Source organism: Curvibacter sp. T50, from assembly GCF_057219955.1.
This window is the reverse complement of sequence record NZ_JBXVVU010000001.1, coordinates 301,238-322,307: the sequence shown is the minus strand read 5'-3', so window position 1 is coordinate 322,307 and position 21,070 is coordinate 301,238. Positions and strand designations below refer to the sequence as shown.

20 protein-coding genes are annotated in these 21,070 nt (G+C 63.2%); 3 read left to right on the top strand and 17 right to left on the bottom strand.

What is annotated here, in order from left to right; all coding sequences use genetic code 11:
- Positions 1-40: 40 nt before the first annotated feature.
- The 10 genes from AC2EBU_RS01470 to AC2EBU_RS01425 all read right to left on the bottom strand — a co-directional run bounded on the left by AC2EBU_RS01470 (position 41) and on the right by AC2EBU_RS01425 (position 12,459).
- Positions 41-1,474 (bottom strand): coniferyl aldehyde dehydrogenase, encoded by a 1,434-nt coding sequence (locus tag AC2EBU_RS01470; protein ID WP_484608618.1) that lies wholly within the window; start codon positions 1,472-1,474, stop codon positions 41-43.
- Positions 1,475-1,585: 111 nt separating this feature from the next.
- Positions 1,586-2,644 carry a porin gene (locus tag AC2EBU_RS01465; protein ID WP_484608617.1) on the bottom strand — a complete coding sequence of 353 codons (1,059 nt, stop codon included), beginning with the start codon at positions 2,642-2,644 and terminating at the stop codon, positions 1,586-1,588.
- Between the two features lie 302 nt (positions 2,645-2,946).
- Entirely contained in the window at positions 2,947-5,556 is a 2,610-nt protein-coding gene (gene clpB, locus AC2EBU_RS01460) for an ATP-dependent chaperone ClpB (protein WP_484608616.1), read from the bottom strand.
- Positions 5,557-5,725: 169 nt separating this feature from the next.
- Positions 5,726-6,283 carry a molybdenum cofactor biosynthesis protein MoaE gene (locus tag AC2EBU_RS01455; RefSeq protein ID WP_484608615.1) on the bottom strand — a complete coding sequence of 186 codons (558 nt, stop codon included), beginning with the start codon at positions 6,281-6,283 and terminating at the stop codon, positions 5,726-5,728.
- Positions 6,284-6,285: 2 nt separating this feature from the next.
- Positions 6,286-6,537, bottom strand: a complete 252-nt coding sequence (locus AC2EBU_RS01450) for a MoaD/ThiS family protein (protein ID WP_484608614.1) — start codon at positions 6,535-6,537, stop codon at positions 6,286-6,288.
- On the bottom strand, positions 6,534-7,811 hold the full coding sequence (locus AC2EBU_RS01445) for a molybdopterin molybdotransferase MoeA (RefSeq protein WP_484608613.1): 1,278 nt from the start codon (positions 7,809-7,811) through the stop codon (positions 6,534-6,536). The genes AC2EBU_RS01450 and AC2EBU_RS01445 overlap by 4 nt, the downstream gene beginning before the upstream one ends.
- Positions 7,808-8,344, bottom strand: a complete 537-nt coding sequence (mobB, locus tag AC2EBU_RS01440) for a molybdopterin-guanine dinucleotide biosynthesis protein B (RefSeq protein ID WP_484608612.1) — start codon at positions 8,342-8,344, stop codon at positions 7,808-7,810. The genes AC2EBU_RS01445 and mobB overlap by 4 nt, the downstream gene beginning before the upstream one ends.
- A gap of 68 nt (positions 8,345-8,412) precedes the next feature.
- Positions 8,413-9,837 (bottom strand): threonine synthase, encoded by a 1,425-nt coding sequence (gene thrC / locus AC2EBU_RS01435; protein ID WP_484608611.1) that lies wholly within the window; start codon positions 9,835-9,837, stop codon positions 8,413-8,415.
- Positions 9,837-11,159 carry a homoserine dehydrogenase gene (locus tag AC2EBU_RS01430; RefSeq protein WP_484608610.1) on the bottom strand — a complete coding sequence of 441 codons (1,323 nt, stop codon included), beginning with the start codon at positions 11,157-11,159 and terminating at the stop codon, positions 9,837-9,839. Before AC2EBU_RS01430 ends, thrC begins: the two co-directional genes overlap by 1 nt.
- Before the next feature lie 73 nt (positions 11,160-11,232).
- Positions 11,233-12,459, bottom strand: coding sequence for a pyridoxal phosphate-dependent aminotransferase (locus AC2EBU_RS01425; RefSeq protein WP_484608609.1), 1,227 nt, complete (start codon positions 12,457-12,459; stop codon positions 11,233-11,235).
- Positions 12,460-12,551: 92 nt separating this feature from the next.
- On the opposite strand from AC2EBU_RS01425, the gene AC2EBU_RS01420 reads away from it, so the two are divergent.
- From AC2EBU_RS01420 to AC2EBU_RS01410, 3 genes are all read left to right on the top strand, one after another.
- Positions 12,552-12,947, top strand: a complete 396-nt coding sequence (locus AC2EBU_RS01420; RefSeq protein WP_484608608.1) for an Mth938-like domain-containing protein — start codon at positions 12,552-12,554, stop codon at positions 12,945-12,947.
- 93 nt (positions 12,948-13,040) lie between these two features.
- On the top strand, positions 13,041-13,517 hold the full coding sequence (locus AC2EBU_RS01415; RefSeq protein WP_484608607.1) for a peroxiredoxin: 477 nt from the start codon (positions 13,041-13,043) through the stop codon (positions 13,515-13,517).
- A 168-nt stretch (positions 13,518-13,685) separates the two neighbouring features.
- Positions 13,686-15,464 carry a PhoH family protein gene (locus AC2EBU_RS01410; protein WP_484608606.1) on the top strand — a complete coding sequence of 593 codons (1,779 nt, stop codon included), beginning with the start codon at positions 13,686-13,688 and terminating at the stop codon, positions 15,462-15,464.
- Between the two features lie 110 nt (positions 15,465-15,574).
- On the opposite strand, the gene dnaB is transcribed toward AC2EBU_RS01410, so the two are convergent.
- From dnaB to AC2EBU_RS01375, 7 genes are all read right to left on the bottom strand, one after another.
- On the bottom strand, positions 15,575-16,990 hold the full coding sequence (gene dnaB, locus AC2EBU_RS01405) for a replicative DNA helicase (RefSeq protein ID WP_484608605.1): 1,416 nt from the start codon (positions 16,988-16,990) through the stop codon (positions 15,575-15,577).
- 183 nt (positions 16,991-17,173) lie between these two features.
- Positions 17,174-17,626, bottom strand: a complete 453-nt coding sequence (gene rplI / locus AC2EBU_RS01400) for a 50S ribosomal protein L9 (protein WP_484608604.1) — start codon at positions 17,624-17,626, stop codon at positions 17,174-17,176.
- Between the two features lie 11 nt (positions 17,627-17,637).
- On the bottom strand, positions 17,638-17,919 hold the full coding sequence (gene rpsR, locus AC2EBU_RS01395; RefSeq protein ID WP_484608603.1) for a 30S ribosomal protein S18: 282 nt from the start codon (positions 17,917-17,919) through the stop codon (positions 17,638-17,640).
- 14 nt (positions 17,920-17,933) lie between these two features.
- On the bottom strand, positions 17,934-18,221 hold the full coding sequence (priB, locus tag AC2EBU_RS01390; RefSeq protein ID WP_484608602.1) for a primosomal replication protein N: 288 nt from the start codon (positions 18,219-18,221) through the stop codon (positions 17,934-17,936).
- A gap of 21 nt (positions 18,222-18,242) precedes the next feature.
- Positions 18,243-18,608, bottom strand: coding sequence for a 30S ribosomal protein S6 (rpsF, locus tag AC2EBU_RS01385; RefSeq protein WP_484608601.1), 366 nt, complete (start codon positions 18,606-18,608; stop codon positions 18,243-18,245).
- Positions 18,609-18,708: 100 nt separating this feature from the next.
- Complete coding sequence (locus AC2EBU_RS01380; RefSeq protein WP_484608600.1) at positions 18,709-20,781, bottom strand: VC_2705 family sodium/solute symporter; 2,073 nt, start codon at positions 20,779-20,781, stop codon at positions 18,709-18,711.
- Positions 20,771-21,040, bottom strand: a complete 270-nt coding sequence (locus tag AC2EBU_RS01375; protein WP_484608599.1) for a DUF4212 domain-containing protein — start codon at positions 21,038-21,040, stop codon at positions 20,771-20,773. The genes AC2EBU_RS01380 and AC2EBU_RS01375 overlap by 11 nt, the downstream gene beginning before the upstream one ends.
- Between the last annotated feature and the right edge of the window lie 30 nt (positions 21,041-21,070).

The following is a 21,070-nucleotide window of genomic DNA, read 5'->3' as shown; positions in this document are numbered from 1 at the left end:
TTGCGCCGGACGGCCGACCGGCCGGCCGCCCGGGTGCCCCTCAGAGCATGCGCCGCAGCATGCCGATGACCTGGTCGAAACGCAGGCCGTAGGGGGGATAGAACAGGTGCCCCACGCCCAGCCGGGACTGGGTGAAGACACTCTTCTCGTGGGTGAAGCGCAGAAAACCGGTGTGGCCGTGGTAGGCACCCCAGCCGCTGTCGCCCACACCGCCGAAGGGCAGGTTCTCGTGCGCGATGTGCAGCAGCGTGTCGTTGACCGTCACGCCCCCGCTGACGGTCTGGCTCAGAATGCGGCCCAACACTTTTTCGTCGTCGCCAAACCAGTACAGGGCCAGCGGGCGCGGGCGGGAATTGATGGTTTCGATCACCTCGCTGACCGTGTCGTACAGCACCACCGGCAGGATGGGCCCGAAGATCTCCTCTTCCATGATCCGCATGCCAGGCTCGGCGCCATAAACAAGCACCGGCGGCATCTGCCGCTGGCTGCCCGCGAGTGACGAATCGGTGCCCGGACGCGGGTCGATGGTGCGCAAGGTGGCACCTTTGGCCCGGGCGTCGGCCAGCAACTCCTGCTGGCGGGCAAAGTGGCGGTCGTTCTGGATGCTGGCGTAGTCGGGGTTGCCGACGATTCGCGGGAACAGGCGCGCCACCGCAGCGGCAAAAGCCGGCTCGAACGCCATTTCGCGCCCGCGCGGCAGCAGCAGGTAGTCGGGCGCGATGCAGGTCTGGCCGGCGTTGAGCAGTTTGCCGTGGGCAATCTTGACGGCGGCATCGTCCAGATTGCAGCTGCGGTCGATGATGCAGGGGGACTTTCCGCCCAGCTCCAGTGTGGTGGGCGTGAGGTTGCCTGCCGCTTCGGCGGCCACCTTGCGCCCGATGGCGGTGGACCCGGTGAAGAACAGGTGGTCGAACGGCAGCCCGGCAAACTGTGCGGCCACCGCCGCGTCACCTTCAATGACGGCGAACTCGTCCGCGGCAAAGTGATGGTGAATGCGGTCGGCCAGCAGCGCGGAGGTACGCGGCGTCATCTCGCTGGGTTTGAGCAGCACGCGGTTTCCGGCGGCCAGCGCCGTGGCCGCCGGCGCAAGCGCCATCTGGATGGGGTAGTTCCACGGGGAAATGATGCCCACCACCCCCAGCGGCTGGCGGTGGATATGGGCCGTGGCGGGCGCCAGGTAGACCGGCGTGGCGACCTTGACCGGTTTCATCCACCGGGCCAGGTGCTTGCTCAGATGGCTGAGCAGGCTGCGGATGATGAATACATCGGCGACCTCGGTCATGGCGGGCGAGCGCACACCGAAGTCGGCTTGCACCGCCGCCGCCAGCGCGGCGCCGTCTTCGTCCAGGATGCGTTTGATGCGGTGCAGGCGGTCACGCCGCACCGCCAGCGGCACGTCCACCTGGGCGCGACTGGCCTGGTATTGGGCGTCGAACAGGGCGTGCATGGGCAGGGAACGGGAGGTTTTGGTCATCATTTCATGATAGGCCGCCATCCCCCGGCGCGCGTAGAGCACACTCCCCAAAAAAAAGCCCGCCGGACGGCGGGCTTTGAAGAGAAAAACCGGCAATGAATGGCGCTGTCGTCAGAAGCTGTGGCGAACGCCGAACTCCAGACCACTGCTGTTGCCGCCGGGTGTGGTCGGGCGCAAGCCGCCACCCACGGAGAAACGGGTGCCAACGCCCTTGTTGTCCACATTCGAATAGGCGGTGTACAGCGCGGTGCGCTTGGACAGGCTGTGCACATATCCCACAGCCAGTTGCGTCGCATCGTTGGCCACACCTTTGGCCTTGAGCGTCGTGAAGGCGGCACGCACCTCGCCTTTGCCGATCTGGTACTGCACACCGATCATGTTGGCCTTGGTGCTGGTCACACCCACCTTGTTCTGTCCCCACAGGTAGGACAGACGAGCCGGGCCCATACGATAGGTCGCACCAATATTGCTCTGGGTGTAGTCGCCGGTGGCGTATTCCGTCTTGCCCGTCGCGGCGGAAACGGTGAAATCCTTGGCCCGGTAGGCCAGGCGCGCGCCCACGTAGCGACCGTTGTCGGTACCGGCGGCTGCAGCAGCGCCGGCATTGGCCCACATGACGTGAGCACTGAAGCCACCAAGGTTCGGCGTCAGGTAGGCAATGCTGTTGGACGCGCGAACATGGGTCCGCGGGGTCGTGCCACCGGCAGCGACCGGGTAGAACAGCTGGCCGGCATTGCCCACACCGTTGGTTCCGAAGGGATGGACGGCGGTCGTGAGGTTGTTGAAGGTCGGGGTGTAGTCGCGCCCCATGCGCACTTCACCGAAATTGCCCTGAAGCCCCAGCGTGGAACGGCGGGCAAACAGGCCATTGGCGCTGGACGCGATGTTGTCGACACTGGTGGTGCCGCTCGCGCCGGTGTCCATGCTGACAGCGCCTTCGATCCAGAACTGGGCCTTGAGACCGCCACCGAGATCTTCCGTACCGCGCAGTCCGAAACGGGTGGAGGTGTTGCCGTCCGTAATCACGGAGTTGACGCCGGCCACGCCGGACGCCCGCGCACTGAGAATGCCCAGATCGGCGACGCCGAACAGCGTTACGGAGGACTGGGCATTCGCGCCTGCGGCAACGATGGCGAGCCCGACGGCCATCGAGAGTTTGGTCTTGGTCATGTGTTGTCTCTTTGAAATTTCATGGACGCGGAAGCTCCGCAACAAAAAAGACCAACGCCCCGTGTGCCGGCAAAGAACCGCCCTTGTCGGGCGAACCAGACCCTGGATGACTTCCACCGGTTCATTGATCTTCGTCAATGTTAACCCGAGGTAAAGTTGTAACGAATACGTAGAAACCCATCGACGTCGGCGACGGAATCGTCACCGCGACCACCCACCCGGCAAGGATCAGCGCCTCGGCGCATCAAAAAAATCGGCCCGGCCGCGCCGTGTGGCAACGACCGGGCCGCCCTCGCGACCGATCAGGCCGTGGCCTGCGCCTCACCGAACACGAACACACCGGGGTTGCGCACCGGGTCCACATCCACCGGGATCAACGACTTGGGCGCATAGCGGCCTTCCAGCAGCAGCTTGGACAACGGGTTTTCGATGCGCTGCTGGATGGCGCGCTTGAGCGGCCGCGCACCGAACACCGGGTCGAACCCCACCTTGGCCAGCTCGGCCAGCGCCGCCGGCGCCACCTGCAGGTGCAGTTCCAGTTTCTCCAGGCGTGCCTGCAAGGCCTTGAGTTGTATGCCCGCAATCGACTCGATGTGTTTCGCATCCAGCGCGTGGAACACCACGGTTTCGTCGATACGGTTCAGGAACTCCGGGCGGAAGTGGTTCTTGAGCTCGCCCCAGACCGCGTCTTTCACGTCGTCATAGGGCTGCCCGACCATCGCCTGGATCAGCGGCGAGCCGATGTTGCTGGTCATCACGATCACGGTGTTCTTGAAGTCCACGGTGCGGCCCTGACCGTCGGTCAGGCGGCCGTCGTCCAGCACCTGCAAGAGCACGTTGAACACGTCCGGGTGGGCCTTCTCCACCTCGTCCAGCAGCAGCACGCTGTAGGGTTTGCGGCGCACGGCTTCGGTCAGGTAGCCGCCCTCCTCATAGCCCACATACCCGGGCGGCGCGCCGATCAGGCGGGCCACCGAGTGCTTCTCCATGAACTCGCTCATGTCGATGCGCACCAGGTGTTCCTCGCTGTCGAACAGGAAGCCCGCCAGCGCCTTGCACAGCTCGGTCTTGCCGACGCCGGTGGGGCCGAGGAACAGGAAGGAGCCCGTCGGACGGTTCGGATCGGACAGGCCCGAGCGCGAGCGGCGGATGGCGTTGGCCACCGCGGCGATGGCTTCGTCCTGGCCGACCACCCGTTCGTGCAGGCGGCTTTCCATCTGCAGCAGTTTCTCGCGCTCGCCCTGCATCATCTTGGACACCGGGATGCCGGTGGCGCGGCTGACCACCTCGGCAATTTCTTCGGCACCCACCTGGGTGCGCAACAGTTTGGGACCAGCGCCCTCGCCGCCCTTGGCCGATTCCTTGGCCTGCGCTTCTTTCAGCCGCTTGTCCAGCTCGGGCAGTTTGCCGTACTGCAGCTCGGCCACCTTGTTGAAGTCGCCCTTGCGGGTGAGCTCGTCGATCTGGAGCTTGAGTTTTTCGATGTCCTCGCGCACCTGGGCGCTGCCCTGGGCGGTGGCTTTTTCGGTTTTCCAGATTTCGTCCAGATCGGCGATTTCTTTCTGCAGGCGGGTGATTTCCTCGTTGATCAGCTCGAAGCGCTTTTGCGAGGCGTCGTCCTTTTCCTTCTTCACGGCTTCGCGTTCGATCTGCAGCTGGATCAGGCGGCGATCCAGCTTGTCCATGACCTCGGGCTTGGAATCGAGCTCGATCTTGATCTTGCTGGCCGCCTCGTCGATCAGGTCGATGGCCTTGTCGGGCAGGAAGCGGTCGGTGATATAGCGGTGGCTGAGCTCGGCGGCGGCCACGATGGCCGGGTCGGTGATGTCCACGCCGTGGTGCACCTCGTAGCGCTCCTTGAGGCCGCGCAGGATGGCGATGGTGGCCTCCACCGTGGGCTCGCCGACCAGGATTTTCTGGAAGCGGCGCTCCAGCGCGGCATCTTTTTCGATGTACTTGCGGTATTCGTCCAGCGTGGTGGCGCCCACACAGTGCAGTTCGCCACGGGCGAGCGCGGGCTTGAGCATGTTGCCGGCATCCATCGCGCCCTCGGCCTTGCCGGCGCCCACCATGGTGTGCAGTTCATCGATGAACACGATGGTCTGGCCTTCTTCCTTGGCCAGCTCCTTGAGCACGTTCTTCAGGCGCTCCTCGAATTCACCGCGGAACTTGGCGCCGGCGAGCAAAGCGGCCATGTCCAGGCTCAGCACCCGCTTGCCCTTGAGCGACTCCGGCACCTCGCCGGCCACGATGCGCTGGGCCAGCCCCTCGACGATGGCCGTCTTGCCGACACCGGGCTCGCCGATCAGCACCGGGTTGTTCTTGCTGCGGCGCTGCAGCACCTGGATGGCGCGGCGGATTTCGTCGTCGCGGCCGATCACCGGGTCCAGCTTGCCCATGCGGGCGCGCTCGGTCAGGTCCAGACAGTACTTCTTCAGCGCCTCGCGCTGGCCTTCCGCGTCGACGCTGTCCACGCCCTGGCCACCGCGAACGGCTTCGATGGCGGCCTCCAGGCTCTTGCGGGTCAAGCCGTTTTCCTTGGCCAGGCGCCCCGCTTCGCCTTTGGCGTCCGCCACCGCCAGCAGGAACAGTTCGCTGGCGATGAACTGGTCACCGCGTTTGATGGCCTCTTTTTCCGTGGCCTGCAGCAGCGTGATCAGGTCGCGACCGGGCTGGACCTGCTCCTGCCCCTGCACCTGCGGCAGGCGCTTGACCGCCTCGTCCGCGGCTTTTTGCAGGCCGGGAACATTGACGCCCGCCCGCTGCAGCAAGGGCGTGGGCCCGTCGGACTGGCGCAGCATGGCGGCCAGCAGGTGAACCGGTTCGATGTAGGCATGGTCGGCGCCGAGCGCCAGGGACTGTGCTTCGCCCAGGGCTTCCTGGAACTTGGTGGTGAGTTTGTCGAGTCGCATGAAAGGCACTCCGAAAAGCTTGAACTGCAGGCCATGTGGCGCTACAGGACGCCTTTTCAAGTGCCTGCGCAGACACCGCCGCGATTGGCTTGATCCTCATCAAGCGTCCCGCAGGGCCCTGGCAGGGAATCAAGCGACGCGCATCACCCGCTGCATCTGCAGCATCCGGTCAGGCGTTTCGCGACGAAACGCCCCATTTGGCCAGCGCCGCATCGTCGCTGACTCGCGCATCGACCCAGCGCGCCCCATCGGGTGTCTGCTCTTTTTTCCAGAACGGCGCCTGGGTTTTGAGGTAGTCCATCAGGAACTCGCAGGCCTGGAAGCTTTGACCCCGGTGCGCGGATGTCACGGCCACGAGCACGATCTGGTCCAGGGGCTGCAGCAGGCCCACACGGTGAACGACACGGGCGCCGAAGATATCGAAACGGCGGCCGGCCTCGTCGATCATGGCCTCGATGGCTTTTTCGGTCATGCCGGGGTAATGCTCCAGCTCCATGGTCAGGACCGGCGGACTGTCGGGTTTCGCCGCCGGACCGCCGGAAGGCGAGCCAGCCCCCTCGGGGGGCAGCGACCCAGGTGCCGCAGGGAGCGTGGGAGCACTGTTGCGGTCGCGCACGGTGCCAACAAAGGCGCAGACCGCGCCGACGCCTTTGTCGTCGGCACGCAACCGGGCCACTTCGGTGGAGAGGTCGAAGTCCTCGGTCTGTATGCTGACGCGGGCGATCATCGTCAACCTCCGGTCACCGGCGGGAAGAAGGCGACCTCTGCTCCTGCCGGGAGCGTTGCTGTCTCGTCGACCATGGTCTGGTTGAGCGACACCCGGACGGCCCGCCCGCGGGCCAGGGCCTGGGCATAGGCGCCACCGCGGGCGATCAGCTCGTCGCGCAGTGCCGCCAGTGTGGGGGCGGTCGTATCGACCGATTCGCGACCGGAGCCGATGGTCTCGCGGATGGAGGCGAAGTAGCGCAATTCGACGTTCATGCCAGCAAGTCCGAGAAAGAAAAGTAACTGACCAGATCGCCCCGCCGAATGGCGGTTCCCGCGGGGTTGTCCACCAGCCCGTCACCCCAGACGGCGGAGGTCAGCACCCCTGAGCTCTGGTTGGGAAACAGGTCGAGACCGCCGCTCGTGTTGCGCCGTACGCGCAGGAACTCGCGCCGCCGGTCCGGCCGGGGCAGGTCGAAGTCCGCGCGCAGCTGCAGTGCCCGGGCGGCGTCGAGGGCGAGCGGGTCCGCCACACCGGAAAGGCGCAGCAGAAATGGTCGCACCAGCAGCAGGAAAGTCACGAAGCTGGAAACCGGATTTCCGGGCAGCCCCATGAAATGGCAGCTGTCATCAGCCGCGTCCGAGCGGCGCACCGCGCCGAATGCCAGGGGCTTGCCCGGTTTCATGGCGATCTGCCACAGGTTGAGGCGGCCAAGCTGCAACACGGCGGGCTTGATATGGTCTTCTTCGCCGACAGAGACGCCGCCACTGGTGACAATCAGGTCATGCCCCTGCGCCGCCTGGCGCAAGGCGTCGACCGTGGCTTCGCGTCGGTCCGGAACGATGCCCAGATCGCTGACGGCGCAACCCAGCTGCTCCAGCAGCGCGCGCAGCATGAACCGGTTGCTGTTGTAGATGGCACCTGCGGGCATCTGCTCAGGCGCCCGCTCGCCCGGCATGACGAGTTCGTCGCCGGTGGAAAACAGGGCCACGCGGGGCCGGGCGACGACCGGCAAATCCGCCCGGCCGAGACTGGCGGCCAGACCCGCTTCCGCCGGGCCGATGCGCTGCCCGCGGCGCAGGACTACCGCGCCCCGGGTGACATCTTCCCCGGCACGCCGAATCCACTGTCCGGCCTGGGGCACGGACAGCAGCCGCACCCCATGGACATCGCCGCCCACCGGTTCCGTGTCCTCCTGCATGACCACGGTATCGGCACCGGGCGGAATCGGTGCGCCAGTGAAAATGCGTGCCGCGGTACCCGGCTCCAGGGCATGGGGCGCCGTTCCGGCCGGCACCCGCTGAGATACCCGCAGCACCATCCGGGCCTCACGCACGTCGGCGGCACACAGGGCATAACCATCCATGGAGCTGTTGTCCTGGGGGGGCACCTGCAGCGGACTGACCAGGTCCTGCGCCAGAAAACGGCCCTTGGCGTTCACCGTGGCCACGGTTTCGGTCGTCGCCAGTGGCAACAGGCCCTCCAGCACGGCGCGTCGCGCCTCGTCCAGGGGCATCAACGGTGCGCGGGGCGGCGGGGGTGCTGTCATGGCAGATAACGCTCGGGCAGGTAGTCGAAACGGTCCTGATTGTCGATGAGCCAGGCGGTCAGCCCCTCCGGGTCGTTGAGGTTCAGGACCGGGCGGTCCGTCGGCCAGGGCAGCGCAGCGGCATCGTCGGTGGCCACGGCCAGGACAAACGGATCTTCGTCGTACTGCGCCGGTTGTCCGGTGCTCGGACGAATGACCTCGATTTTCGGCAGATCGCCGTCCTTGAAGCCTTCGACGATCACCCAGTCCACGCCCTCGTAGAGTTCGGCGATCAGGTGGTGAACGGACAAGCTGGCTGTCCGCTCGAATTCGCGCAGCAAGGCCAGACGCTGGTCCGACGCAATCACCACCTCGAACGCACCGGCCTGACGATGGCGCCAGGTGTCTTTGCCAGGCGTGTCAATCTCGAATTCATGGTGGGCGTGTTTGACGACCGAAACCCGAAGGCCCCGCTGGCGCAGGCGGGCGATGACCGCCTCGGCCACCGTGGTTTTGCCGGCTCCAGAGCGGCCGGCCAGTCCGACCACCCGCATCAGAAGACTCCGGAATATTCAAACTTCATAGCAAACAACGACCTTTTTGCGATGGGTATGGGGCAATTTCAACCACAAACCCGCGCAATCAGGGCTTTGACCGCCTGCGCATCGGCCGGCATCACCGACACCCGCTTGGGCAGCGCCTCGATACCGGCAAACTGGGCCGGCCGGTCGGGCTCGCGGCCCAGCGCCTCGACGATGGTCGCGGCGAACTTGATCGGCAGCGCGGTCTCCAGCACGATCATCGGCACCGCGGCATCCAGATGCGCGCGCGCCACCTTCACGCCGTCGGCGGTGTGGGTGTCGATCATCACGCCAAAGCGCTCCCAGGTGTCACGGATGGTGGCCAGCCGGTCGGCATGGGTGCTCTTGCCGCTGACAAATCCGTAGCGCGCGGCGGCGTCGGCAAACGCCGGGTACGCGCTCAGGTCGAAACGGCCGGCCTGGTTGAGGGCGTCGCCAAACAGCGCCTTGGTCCGCGCGCCGTCGCGCCCGAGCAGGTCGAACACAAAACGCTCGAAGTTGCTGGCCTTGGAAATGTCCATCGACGGGCTGGAGGTTTCGTGCGTGTCGGCGCTGCCCCGCACGCGGTAGACACCGGTGCGGAAGAACTCGTCGAGCACGTCGTTCTCATTCGTCGCCACCACCAGCTGTCTGATCGGCAGTCCCATCATGCGGGCCACGTGGCCGGCGCAGACGTTGCCGAAATTGCCGGACGGCACGGTGAAGGAGACCTGCTGCGTGTTGTCGGACGTGGCCTGAAAGTAGCCGGCGAAGTAGTACACCACCTGCGCCAGCAGGCGGGCCCAGTTGATGGAGTTGACGGTGCCGATCCTGTAGCGGCGCTTGAATTCGAGGTCGTTGGACACCGCCTTGACGATGTCCTGGCAGTCGTCGAACACGCCCTCGATCGCGATGTTGTGGATGTTCTCGTCCATCAGGCTGAACATCTGTGCCTGCTGGAACGGGCTCATGCGCCCGTGCGGGCTGGTCATGAAGACCCGCACGCCCTTTTTGCCGCGCATGGCGTATTCGGCCGCGCTGCCGGTGTCGCCGCTGGTGGCCCCCAGGATGTTGAGCTGCTCGCCGCGGCGGCCCAGTTCGTATTCGAACAGGTTGCCCAGCAGCTGCATCGCCATGTCCTTGAAGGCCAGCGTGGGGCCATTGGACAGGGCTTCGAGCGTCAGGCCCGGCTCCAGCGGCTTGAGCGGGACGATCTGCGGCGTGCCGAACACGGCCTCGGTGTAGGTCTTGTCGCAGATCGCCTTGAGATCCGCCGCCGGGATGTCGTCGATGTACAGCGACAGGATTTCAAATGCCAGCGCCGCATAGCCCCGCGTCTGCCAGACGGTCCGCCAGGCGGCCAGCGCGCCGTCGACCTGCGGATAGGCCTCGGGCAAGTACAGGCCACCGTCGGGCGCCAGGCCTTCAAGCAGGATTTCGCAGAAATGTTTGCGGCCCGGATCGCCGCGCGTGGACAGGTACAGCATCAGTTGAGCTCTTCCTTGCGGATGCGGACAATCGGCGCCAGCACGGTGGGCAAGGCCTGCAGCTCGGCAAGCACCGCGTTCAGGGTGCCCTCGCGGGTCTCATGGGTGAGCATGATCAGGTCGGTGGAGGTGGCGCCCTCGCCGCCGATTTCGGCCGCTTCGCGCTGAAGGACCGCGTCAATGCTGACGCCGGCCCGGGCCACGATACCGGTCACCTGGGCGAGCACGCCCGCCTGGTCAGCCACCCGCAGACGCAGGTAGTAGCTGGTGACCACCTCGGCCATGGGCAGCACGGGCAAGCCGCTCAGCGAATCGGCCTGAAACGCCAGGTGTGGCACGCGGTTTTGCGGGTCGGCGGTGTGCAGGCGGGTGACGTCCACCAAATCGGCGATGACGGCGCTGGCGGTCGGCTCGGAGCCTGCGCCCTTGCCGTAGTAGAGCGTGGTGCCTACCGCGTCGCCGTGGACCATGACCGCGTTCATGGCCCCTTCGACATTGGCGATGAGGCGTTTGGCCGGCACCAGCGTCGGGTGCACACGCAGTTCGACGCCCGCATCCCGCCGTTTGGCCACACCCAGCAGCTTGATGCGGTAGCCGAGTTGCTCGGCATAGCGGATGTCGGCAGCGGCGAGTCGGGTAATTCCTTCGACATACGCTTTGTCGAACTGCACCGGAATGCCGAAGGCAATGGCGCTCATGATCGTGGCTTTGTGGGCGGCGTCCACCCCTTCGATATCGAAGGTGGGGTCCGTCTCGGCGTAGCCCAGGCGCTGCGCTTCCTTAAGCACCACATCGAAATCCAGACCCTTGTCGCGCATTTCGGACAGGATGAAGTTGGTCGTGCCATTGATGATCCCGGCCACCCATTCAACGCGATTGGCGGTGAGCCCCTCGCGCAGCGCCTTGATGATGGGTATGCCGCCGGCCACGGCCGCTTCAAACGCGACCATGACACCTTTGGCCGACGCCGCCGCGAAGATTTCTGTGCCATGCACCGCCAGCAGCGCCTTGTTGGCGGTGACCACATGTTTGCCCGCCGCGATGGCTTCCAGCACCAGCGCCCTGGCAATGCCGTAGCCGCCGATCAGTTCGATCACGATGTCGATGTCGGGGTTGGCAATCACGGCGCGTGCGTCATTCACCACCGTCACATCCGGGCCGACGACGACCTGGGCACGTGCGACATCCAGGTCGGCGACCATGGTGATGGCAATGCCGCGGCCCGCTCGGCGGCGGATCTCTTCCTGGTTGCGGCGCAGCACGTTGAACGTGCCGCTGCCGACGGTGCCAATGCCCAGAAGACCTACTTGAATCGGTTTCATACCCGGTTTTCCTCGAAAAACGCCAATACCCAGCGTAAAAAGGTGGTTGTTTGCTATCAAAAACGATTCGGCATCAGGTGCCGTGACGCTTGCGGTACGCCTCCAGGAAGCGGGCCAGGCGGCCGATGGCTTCCCGCAGGTCATCCTCGTGCGGCAGGAACACGATGCGAAAGTGCTGGTTGTCCGGGTAGTTGAAGCCCGAGCCCTGCACCAGCATCACCCGCGTTGCCCGCAGCACTTCCATGAAGAACTGACGGTCGTCGTCAATCGGATAGATCTGCGGGTCCAGGCGCGGAAACATGTACAGCGCCGCCTGCGGTTTGACACAGCTGACCCCCGGAATCGCGGTGATCAGCTCGTAGGCCAGATCGCGCTGGCGGCGCAGCCGGCCGCCTTCCTTGACCAGGTCATTGATGCTCTGGTAGCCGCCCAGGGCGGTCTGGATCGCCCACTGCCCGGGCACGTTGGAGCCCAGCTTGAGGTTGGCCAGCATGTTCAGGCCTTCGATGAAGTCCCGCGCGATCTCCTTCGGGCCGGAGACCACCATCCACCCGGCGCGGTAGCCACAGGAACGGTAGGCCTTGGACAGCGAGTTGAAGGTCAGCGTCAGCACATCGGTCGACAAACTGGCCATGGCCGTATGCCGAACGCCGTCATACAGCACTTTGTCGTAGACCTCGTCGGCCAGCAGGACCAGGCCGAACTCGCGTGCCAGCGCAACAATGCCCCGCAGCAACTCGTCGCTGTAGAGCACGCCGGTCGGATTGTTGGGGTTGATCACCACGATCCCCTTGGTCCGGGGCGTGATCTTCGCGCGCATGTCGGCCAGATCCGGCTGCCAGCCGTTGCCTTCGTCGCAGCGGTAATGGACTGGCGCGCCGCCCGACAGGCTGGTTGCCGCGGTCCACAGTGGGTAGTCTGGCGACGGCACCAGCAGTTCATCGCCGTTGTCAAGCAGGGCATTGGCGGCCATCACGATCAATTCGCTGGCTCCGTTGCCCAGGTAGATATCTTCCAGCGTGACACCCTGAACCTGCTGCTGCTGGGTGTAATGCATGACCGCCTTGCGCGCGGCAAAAATGCCCTTGCTGTCGGAGTAACCGGCCGAATTGGGCAGGTTGCGGATCATGTCCTGCTGGATTTCTTCTGGCGCATCAAAGCCGAACGGCGCGAGGTTGCCGATATTGAGCTTGATGATCTTCTGGCCTTCATCCTCCATCTGCTTGGCCGCCTCGACGATCGGGCCGCGAACGTCATAGAGCACATTGGCAAGCTTGGCGGATTTGTGAACGGTTTTCAAAGTCCCTCCCGGGGGCGCTGTCACGGGTGAAAACCTATAATTTGACCACAGTTCCAACCTCTCCTCGCGGCCCCACGGGCCTCGCCGACGCCATGAAACTCCAACCGGACCGCTTTGACGCCCCGGCCATCAATGCCTATGGCCCGGGGTGGCTGGCAGTCAACGGGCAACGGTACGCGTCCAGCCTGATCGTGAATGCCAACGGCCGCATTGAACCCTGGCCCTGGCACCAGTTCGGGAGCCTGTGCGCCGAAAGTTTCACCGCCCTTTCTGCTCAGGACGCGGAAATTGTCCTGTTCGGCAGTGGGCTGCGCCTGCGGTTTCCGCAGCCCGTCTGGCTGCAAGCACTGGTCGCGCGCCGCATCGGTGTAGAAACCATGGATTCACCCGCGGCCTGTCGCACCTACAACATCCTGGCCAGCGAGGGCCGGAGGGTTGTCGCCGCGATCTTGCTTGAGACTGACGGAAACCCCTCGGAAAAGGGGTAAAATAGTCGGTTGCGGCGCTATCGACGGCCCTTCCTGTCACGGGGCCGGTTGCCGGTTCGCCACTCGGCCACACCCTAGAAGAGACTTGCATCCATGGCGATTGTTGTCAACAAGCCCATCCCCGAATTCGAAGCGAACGCGACCGGCGGTGTCAAGGTCTCCAATACCTCCCACCACGGACAGACCGTCATCCTCTATTTCTATCCCAAGGACAACACCCCGGGCTGTACGACCGAGGCCATGCAGTTCCGGGACAAATACAAGGATTTCGTCAAGGCGGGCGCCGTGGTTTTCGGTGTCTCGCGCGACAACATGAAATCCCACGATGATTTCAAAGCCAAGCTGGAACTGCCTTTCGAGTTGATTGCCGACACCGAAGAGAAAATGTGTCACATGTTCGGCGTGGTCAAGAACAAGATCATGTATGGCAAGAAGGTCAAAGGAATCGAACGGAGCACCTTCCTGATCGGCGCTGACGGCACCCTCAAGCAGGAATGGCGCGGATTGAAGGTGCCGGGGCACGTCGAAGAGGTTCTTAAGGCCGTCAAGGTCCTGAAGAAAGCAGCCTGAATTTGTTCGCCCCCCCGTGTTGCGGTTGCCGTCACACCGCTACGGCATAATGGTTTCATGCAACCGGTTGACCGCAAAGCTTCCCATCCAGCCAGCCGCCTCGCTCTCCAGGCGGCTTTTTTTTGGGCGGCATCAACCGTAACGACGGCCGCCCCCTCCTGATAGACCATGCCCCTGCCTCCTCCGCCCAGAAAACGGGCCGACACCGTAACACCTGCCGCATTTGCGAGCCAGGCGCCCGCTTCGGCAGACGTTCACGCAAGCGCCCGTTCACGGGCCGAACCCGAAGGATCGTCTGAGCGCCCCGCGACCTCCGTAGCGCCCACGAAAAAAATCAGGAACACTGGTCGCGGCAGTGCCACACGCCCCGCTGTTGCTGACCGATCTCCGCCTTTGCCCGTCGTTGTAGCGGAAAAGACTGTCGCACCTTCCGATCCAGCTGAGCTTTCAGCGGCAGGTCCGGCAGCACGGCCGCCCGAAGAGGCCCACGGGGCCGCGTCCGCCCGGCGGAGAACCCGTCCCGCGCCGCGAAAGGCCGGCACAGCCGCTGCAGGCGCCAAGACAAAGCTGTTTGTGCTGGACACCAATGTGTTGATGCACGATCCGATGTGCCTGTTCAATTTCGAAGAGCACGACATCTTCCTGCCCATGATCGTGCTGGAGGAACTCGACGGCCACAAAAAAGGGATGACGGAAGTCGCCCGCAATGCACGGCAGGCCAGCCGCATGCTGGACGGCCTTGCGGGCAGTCAAGGGGCGGATATTGCGGCCGGTTTGCCTCTGCGCGCAACCGGTCATCGCGAGGCCGGTGGCAAGCTGTTTTTCCAGACGCAGCCACTGAACTACGCCCTGCCAACCAGCCTTCCCCAAGGCAAAGCCGACAACCAGATTCTGGGTGTCGTCGAAGCCTTGCGCGAACACCATGACGGACGGGACGTTGTTCTGGTGTCAAAAGACATCAATATGCGAGTCAAAGCCCGTGCCTTGGGTCTGGCTGCTGAGGACTACCAGAACGACAAGGCGCTGGAAGACGGCGATTTGCTGTATTCGGGGGCACTGCCCTTGCCGCCGGACTTCTGGGCCCGCCATGGAAAACAGGTGGAAAGCTGGCAACAAGGGGTGCACACGTTCTACCGCATCAGCGGGCCGGTGGTACCCAACCTGCTGATCAACCAGTTTGTCTTCCTGGAAGCGCCCGGCGAGCCGACACTGTACGCACGGGTGACTGAAATCCGCGGAAAGACGGCGGTGCTGAAAACGCTCAAGGACTTCACCCACCTCAAACAAGCGGTATGGGGCGTGGCCGCCAGGAACCGGGAGCAGAATTTCGCCATGAATCTGCTGATGGACCCGGAGGTGGATTTCGTCACCCTGACCGGCACTGCGGGCACCGGCAAAACCTTGATGGCCCTTGCATCCGGCCTGACCCAGGTACTGGACGAACGCCGCTATACCGAAATCATCATGACCCGTGCCACCGTCAGCGTGGGCGAAGACATCGGCTTCCTGCCTGGAACCGAAGAAGAAAAGATGGGCCCCTGGATGGGGGCACTGGATGACAACCTGGAGTTTCTTGCGAAGGGCGACGGCGGCGGTGCCGGCGAGTGGGGGCGTGCAGCGACCAACGAGCTGATCCGAAGTCGCATCAAGATCAAAAGCATGAATTTCATGCGGGGTCGGACCTTTCTCAACAAGTTCGTGATCATCGACGAGGCCCAGAACCTCACTCCGAAACAGATCAAGACCCTGATCACCCGGGCGGGGCCGGGCACCAAAATCGTCTGCATGGGAAATCTAGCCCAGATCGACACACCGTACCTGACCGAGGGTTCCTCCGGCCTCACGTATGCCGTTGACCGGTTCAAGGGCTGGCCCCACAGCGGACACATCACGCTGGCGCGCGGCGAACGTTCACGTCTGGCCGATTTCGCCAGCGAGGTGCTGTAAAAAACGGCGGCGGCGAGCAGCGGCCGCGACAGTGCCCAGATACTCCCGCGCCGGGCAGGGGCGTGTCAGAGGGCACGCGACCTCTGCCCGAGCCCGTGCCGATGCGCCACTCAGAAGTCGTCGCCGGCGCCGCTGGCCAGACTTTCGAAACGGGTCAGCGGCTTGAGGAAAGCGAGTTTCACCGTCCCCGTTGGCCCATTGCGCTGTTTGCCAATGATGATCTCGGCCACACCGGGTTCGCGTGAATCCTTGTTGTAATAGTCGTCCCGGTAGATGAACATGATGATGTCGGCATCCTGCTCGATCGCTCCGGATTCGCGCAAGTCGCTCATCATCGGCCGCTTGTCGGTTCGGGTTTCGACACTTCGGTTGAGCTGTGACAGGGCGATCACCGGGCACTGCAATTCTTTGGCGAGCATTTTCAGGCCGCGTGAGATTTCGCCCAGTTCGGTTGCTCGGTTTTCGCCGTCCGACGACGAACCACTCATCAATTGCAGGTAGTCGACCACAATCAGGCCCAGCTTGCCGCATTGGCGCGCCAACCGGCGGGCATTGGCCCGCAATTCGCTGCTGCTCAGCCCGGGGGATTCGTCGATATGCAGCGACACGGTACGCAGCTTCTCGATTGCCTCGGTCAGGCGGGGCCATTCTTCGTCGCTGAGTTTTCCCGTTCGAAGATGCCCCTGATCAATGCGACCGATCGACCCGACAATTCGAACAGCCAGTTGCGCCGCACCCATTTCCATCGAGAACACGGCAACCGGCAGGCCTTCGTTCAAGGCAACATGTTCGGCAATGTTGATGGCGAAGGCGGTTTTCCCCATGGACGGACGAGCCGCCAGCACAATCATGTCACCCGCCTGGAATCCTGAGGTCATGCGATCCAGATCGTGAAAGCCCGTGGGTACTCCGGTAATGTCGTTCGGGTTGTCGGCCATCTCCTGCACTCGGTCGAGCAACTGCACCACCAGGGAGTCCATCGATTGGAACCCCTGTTTCATCCGGGAGCCTTCCTCGCCGATATTGAAGATTTTCTGCTCCGCCTCATCCAGGATGCGATCGACCGGCTTGCCCTGCGGATTGAACGCGGTTGTGGAGATTTCATCACTCGCAGTCACCAGCTTGCGCAGAATTGCCCGCTCCCGAACGATTTCCGCGTAACGGCGGATGTTGCTGGCGCTGGGAACATACTGAGCCAATGCGTTGAGATAAGGCAAGCCCCCCACTTCGTCTGCCTTACCCTGGTTGCGCAGATGTTCATGAACAGTGATCACGTCGGCCGGACGGGAACTGTTGATGAGGGCGCCAATGGCTGCGTACACCAGGCGATGCTCATAACGATAGAAATCGCTGTCAACCAGCAGGTCTCCGACACGATCCCATGCGCCGTTGTCCAGCAGCAGGCCCCCCAGGACACTCGACTCGGCTTCGTTGGAATGGGGTGGGACCCGGAGACGCGACACCTGTGCATCCATCTCCGCATCGTCGTACGGGCTCAGAGGCTCAAAAGGCGAAAGACTGGACATAGGCGCGGATCAGTTCAAAGCGGGCATGCTAGCGACTGTCGGTTCGTTCGTCACCGGACAAGTCTGTTGATAAGCTGTGCAGGAAGTGCGGACTGCCGGGTACAACTCGACGCAGCCCCCCGGAAACGAAAAAGCCGCCAGCGAGGCTGGCGGCTCTGGCGGGCGGCAAGGCCCAAAGTAAGGTCAGGAGGTTTCGCCGTAGACGGTTACGCTGACTTCAACCACCACATCGGTATGGAGCGCTACGTTGACCGAGCTCTCACCGACGTGTTTGATCGGTCCATTTGGCATGCGGACCTGGGATTTGACCACGCCGTACCCTTGTTTGTTGAGCTCTTCAGCGATGTCATGATTGGTGACAGAACCGAACAGGCGGCCATCCACGCCAGCCTTCTGGGTCACCTTGACATTCAGGCCCGCGAGCTTTTCGCCTTGCGCCTGAGCTTGCGCGAACTTGGCAGCGGCCGATTTCTCGAGCTCGACACGGCGAGCTTCAAACTCCGCCTTGTTGGCTTCGGTTGCGCGACGGGCAAGGCCGGTAGGGATCAGGAAGTTGCGGGCATAGCCGTCCTTGACCTTGACGATATCGCCGAGGTTACCGACGTTGACGACCTTTTCAAGAAGAATGATTTGCATGGTCGTACTCCTCAGACGCGGTGCTGGTCGCTGTAGGGCACAAGTGCCAGGAAGCGCGCCCGCTTGATCGCGGTGTTCAACTGACGCTGGAAAATGGCACGGGTGCCGGTGAGACGCGCGGGGATGATCTTGCCGTTCTCGGCAATGAAATCGCGCAGGGTGTCGACGTCTTTGTAGTCGATTTCCTCGACGCCGGTGACGGTGAAACGGCAGAAGCGCTTGCGCTTGAACAGCAGGGACTGGGTGTTGCGCTTAGGACGCTTGTCCTTGTTGAATTTTTTGAACGTGGCCATGGGGCCTCCTGAAACTAAACTGGTTGAAACTCTTGAATGTGCAAAACGGCCGACCGACCCGAGGGGCTGCTCGCCAGAAATCCGGTGAACCGCCACGCCTGCTGCAACGAAACTCGCGACAAACGTTCGGCCAACAATCCGAAGGCGACAGCCCGCAAAACCAGCCTTACGTGCCGGATTGCGCCGGCTTCCTCTTGGGAGGATTCATGCGAAAGGCGCAAGTCCACGGCGGGAACTCCGGCCGGTGTAAATCGCAGCGCATCCTGCGCAACGATATTGGCCGTAAGGTGGATCTGGTTCACGCTGAGCCGGCAGCCCACACGTCAGGCGGCAAAATCGGCTTGGTTGGCTTTGCGCGCCTCTTCGCGCTCGACGGTCTTCATCATCGAAGACGGGCCGGTGTCCGCTTTCTTTTTCTGCACTGTCAGGTGACGCAATACCGCGTCATTGAAACGGAACGCGTGCTCCAGTTCGGCCATGACAGCCAGGTCCGCCTCGATGTTGATGCAAAGGTAGTGCGCTTTCGCCAGCTTGTTGATCTGGTAGGCCAGTTGACGGCGGCCCCAGTCTTCCACTCGGTGCACAGCACCACCGCCAGCCGTGATCATGCCCTTGTAACGCTCGAGCATGGCGGGAACTTGTTCGCTCTGATCCGGATGGATCAACAGCACGATTTCATAGTGACGCATTCAGACTCCTTATGGATACCCTTTCGGGGAAAAGACAGCCGCCCCCAGCGTCAGACGGGGTGCGGCAAGGTAAGCCTTAGATTATAGCCCGTTCATCCAATCAGGCCCGTCGAACGAACCGTCCTTCGACAAGACTGATCGCCAGGATCACGGCCATCCCGGCCGGAACACCAAAAACCCCCGCTGAAACCGGATGAATGCCAAACCAGAGCCCGGATGAAATTTCAACGCCTAGCACGTTCCCGAGCAGGCCAAAATTGCTGACCATGTAGTACATGGTCACGGCCAATCCCACAGCCATTCCCGCCACCGCGGCGCTTCCGGATGCGCGCCGCCAGTAAATGCCGAGAACCATCGCGGGGAACAGCGCAGAGGCCGCCAACGAAAACGCGGCGGTCACCAGTGCAAGAATCTCCGCAGGCTTCGAAGCCGCCACCAACGCAGCCACCATCGCAACGGCCAGTAACGCAAACTTCGAAATGATGACTCGGTTCTCTTTCTGGATGGGCTCGGCGCCATTGCTGGCCGCCATGTCCCGGATGATCGCGTTGCTGATGGTCAGCAACAGGCCATCAGCCGTCGACAACGCCGCTGCGAGGCCACCGGCCGCGACCAACCCGGAAACCACAAAAGGCAAGCCGCCAAGCTCCGGGGTAGCCAGCATGATCATGTCCGCGCTCAATCGGATTTCGCCGAACTGCACAACCCGATCGCCATTGATGTCGACCACCGATATCAGCCCCGGGTCAACCCGACTCCATTGGCCGATCCATCGCGGCAAGTTTTCGAAACTGGTTCCCACCAAACCCTGCATGACCTCGAACTTCACCAGTGCCGCCAACGCGGGCGCGCTGATGTAAAGCAACGCTATGAAAAACAGAGACCAGGCCACGGATGTCCGTGCTTCGGCAACGGTTGGCGTGGTGTAGAAACGTGTCAGCAGATGGGGCAGTGCAGCCGTCCCGACCATCAGGCAGAACATCAAAGCGACAAAGTTCAAACGCGCCCGGTTGTAAGTCTCCGCTTCAGCTGCCGTTCCGTTCGGATTCCCCGCAAACGCCTGGCTATGCAAAGGCAATCCCCCCAGAGGCTGGGCGCGCTCGGCGCTTTCAAACATGGCCTGGGTCCACTGGCGCCGCGCTGTCTCGGCATCTTTGGGCAGCGCATCCAATTCCCGACGCGCGAGGGCCACCAGGGAGAAATCAGCACCCTGCTTCTTGAGCATGGAGATACGCTCTTCCAGCAACTCCCGCTCACGGGCCAGTGCCATATCGACATCCTCCAGCTTCGCGCGATAGGTTCTTGCCTGTTCTTCAAAAATCGCGCGAACCTCCTGCTCGGCCGGCGCATGAATCAGCAACTGCTCGATGAGAGCGATCTTCTGGATCTGCTCACCGTAGACGGCGGGAGCGAGCGGGTTGCCCAGCTGTTTGTAGGCGAGCCACGAAACCGGTATCAGAAATGCGAGCAACAGGACGATGTATTGGGCCACCTGCGTCCAGGTCACCGCCCGCATTCCACCCAGAAACGAGCACACCAGCACGCCTCCCAGGCCCAGGAGAATTCCGATTTCGAACTGCACCCCGGTGAGCCGCGAGGCAATCAGACCGACACCGTAGATCTGCGCGACGACGTACGGAAAAGAACACAGAACCACCGCCCCCGCGGCAAGCAGACGAGGCCAGCGTCCACCGTAACGAACCGCGAAGAAGTCCGGCAGGGTATAGAGCTCAAGACGGCGCAGGTGGGGCGCGATCAGCAATGCCACCAGAACAAAGCCACCCGTCCAACCCAGCACATAGGCGAGTCCCCCCGTCTGGTTTGCCGTTCCGCCATAGCCCTGAAGATACAGCGCGCCCGCGAGACTGATGAAGGAAGCGGCGCTCATCCAGTCAGCGGCCGTCGCCATGCCGTTATAGACCGCGGGAATCCGTCGGCCAGCGACGTAATATTCCTCGGTGTCCGTTGTCCGCGAAAAGAGCCCGACCACGGCGTACATCATCACGGTGGCGAACAGCAGGATTGGACCGATCAGCGTTCGCGAGAAGCCCTTTTGCTCGGCATAGGCCAGGCCCCCGAAGAAGACCAGAAACCCTGCCGTAAAGAGCAGCAGGTTGCGCCCGATACGGCGCCGGTAAGCCCGGTCGCCAGTTGACGCCGGGTCACCGCTCATGCTTCACCCCCTCATGGTCAGCACTGTCAGCTTCCCACCGGTTCATGACCCAGGCATAGACCACGACCAGGATCAGAAACAGCAGGACGGCGCCTTGTGCAGCAAACCAGTAGCTGACCAGCCAGTCACCAACTAGGAACTGAAGCTCCCTGGCGAAGAAGGTTCCGCCAAAAGCGGCAATCAACCAAACCACCAGCAGGCCGCCTTTCAGCCAAAGGACCCGCCGGGGCTGATTTTCGACGGGCGCTGTATCGTGCATGAGCGGTCTGGCAGGGGCTTGCGCAACGGC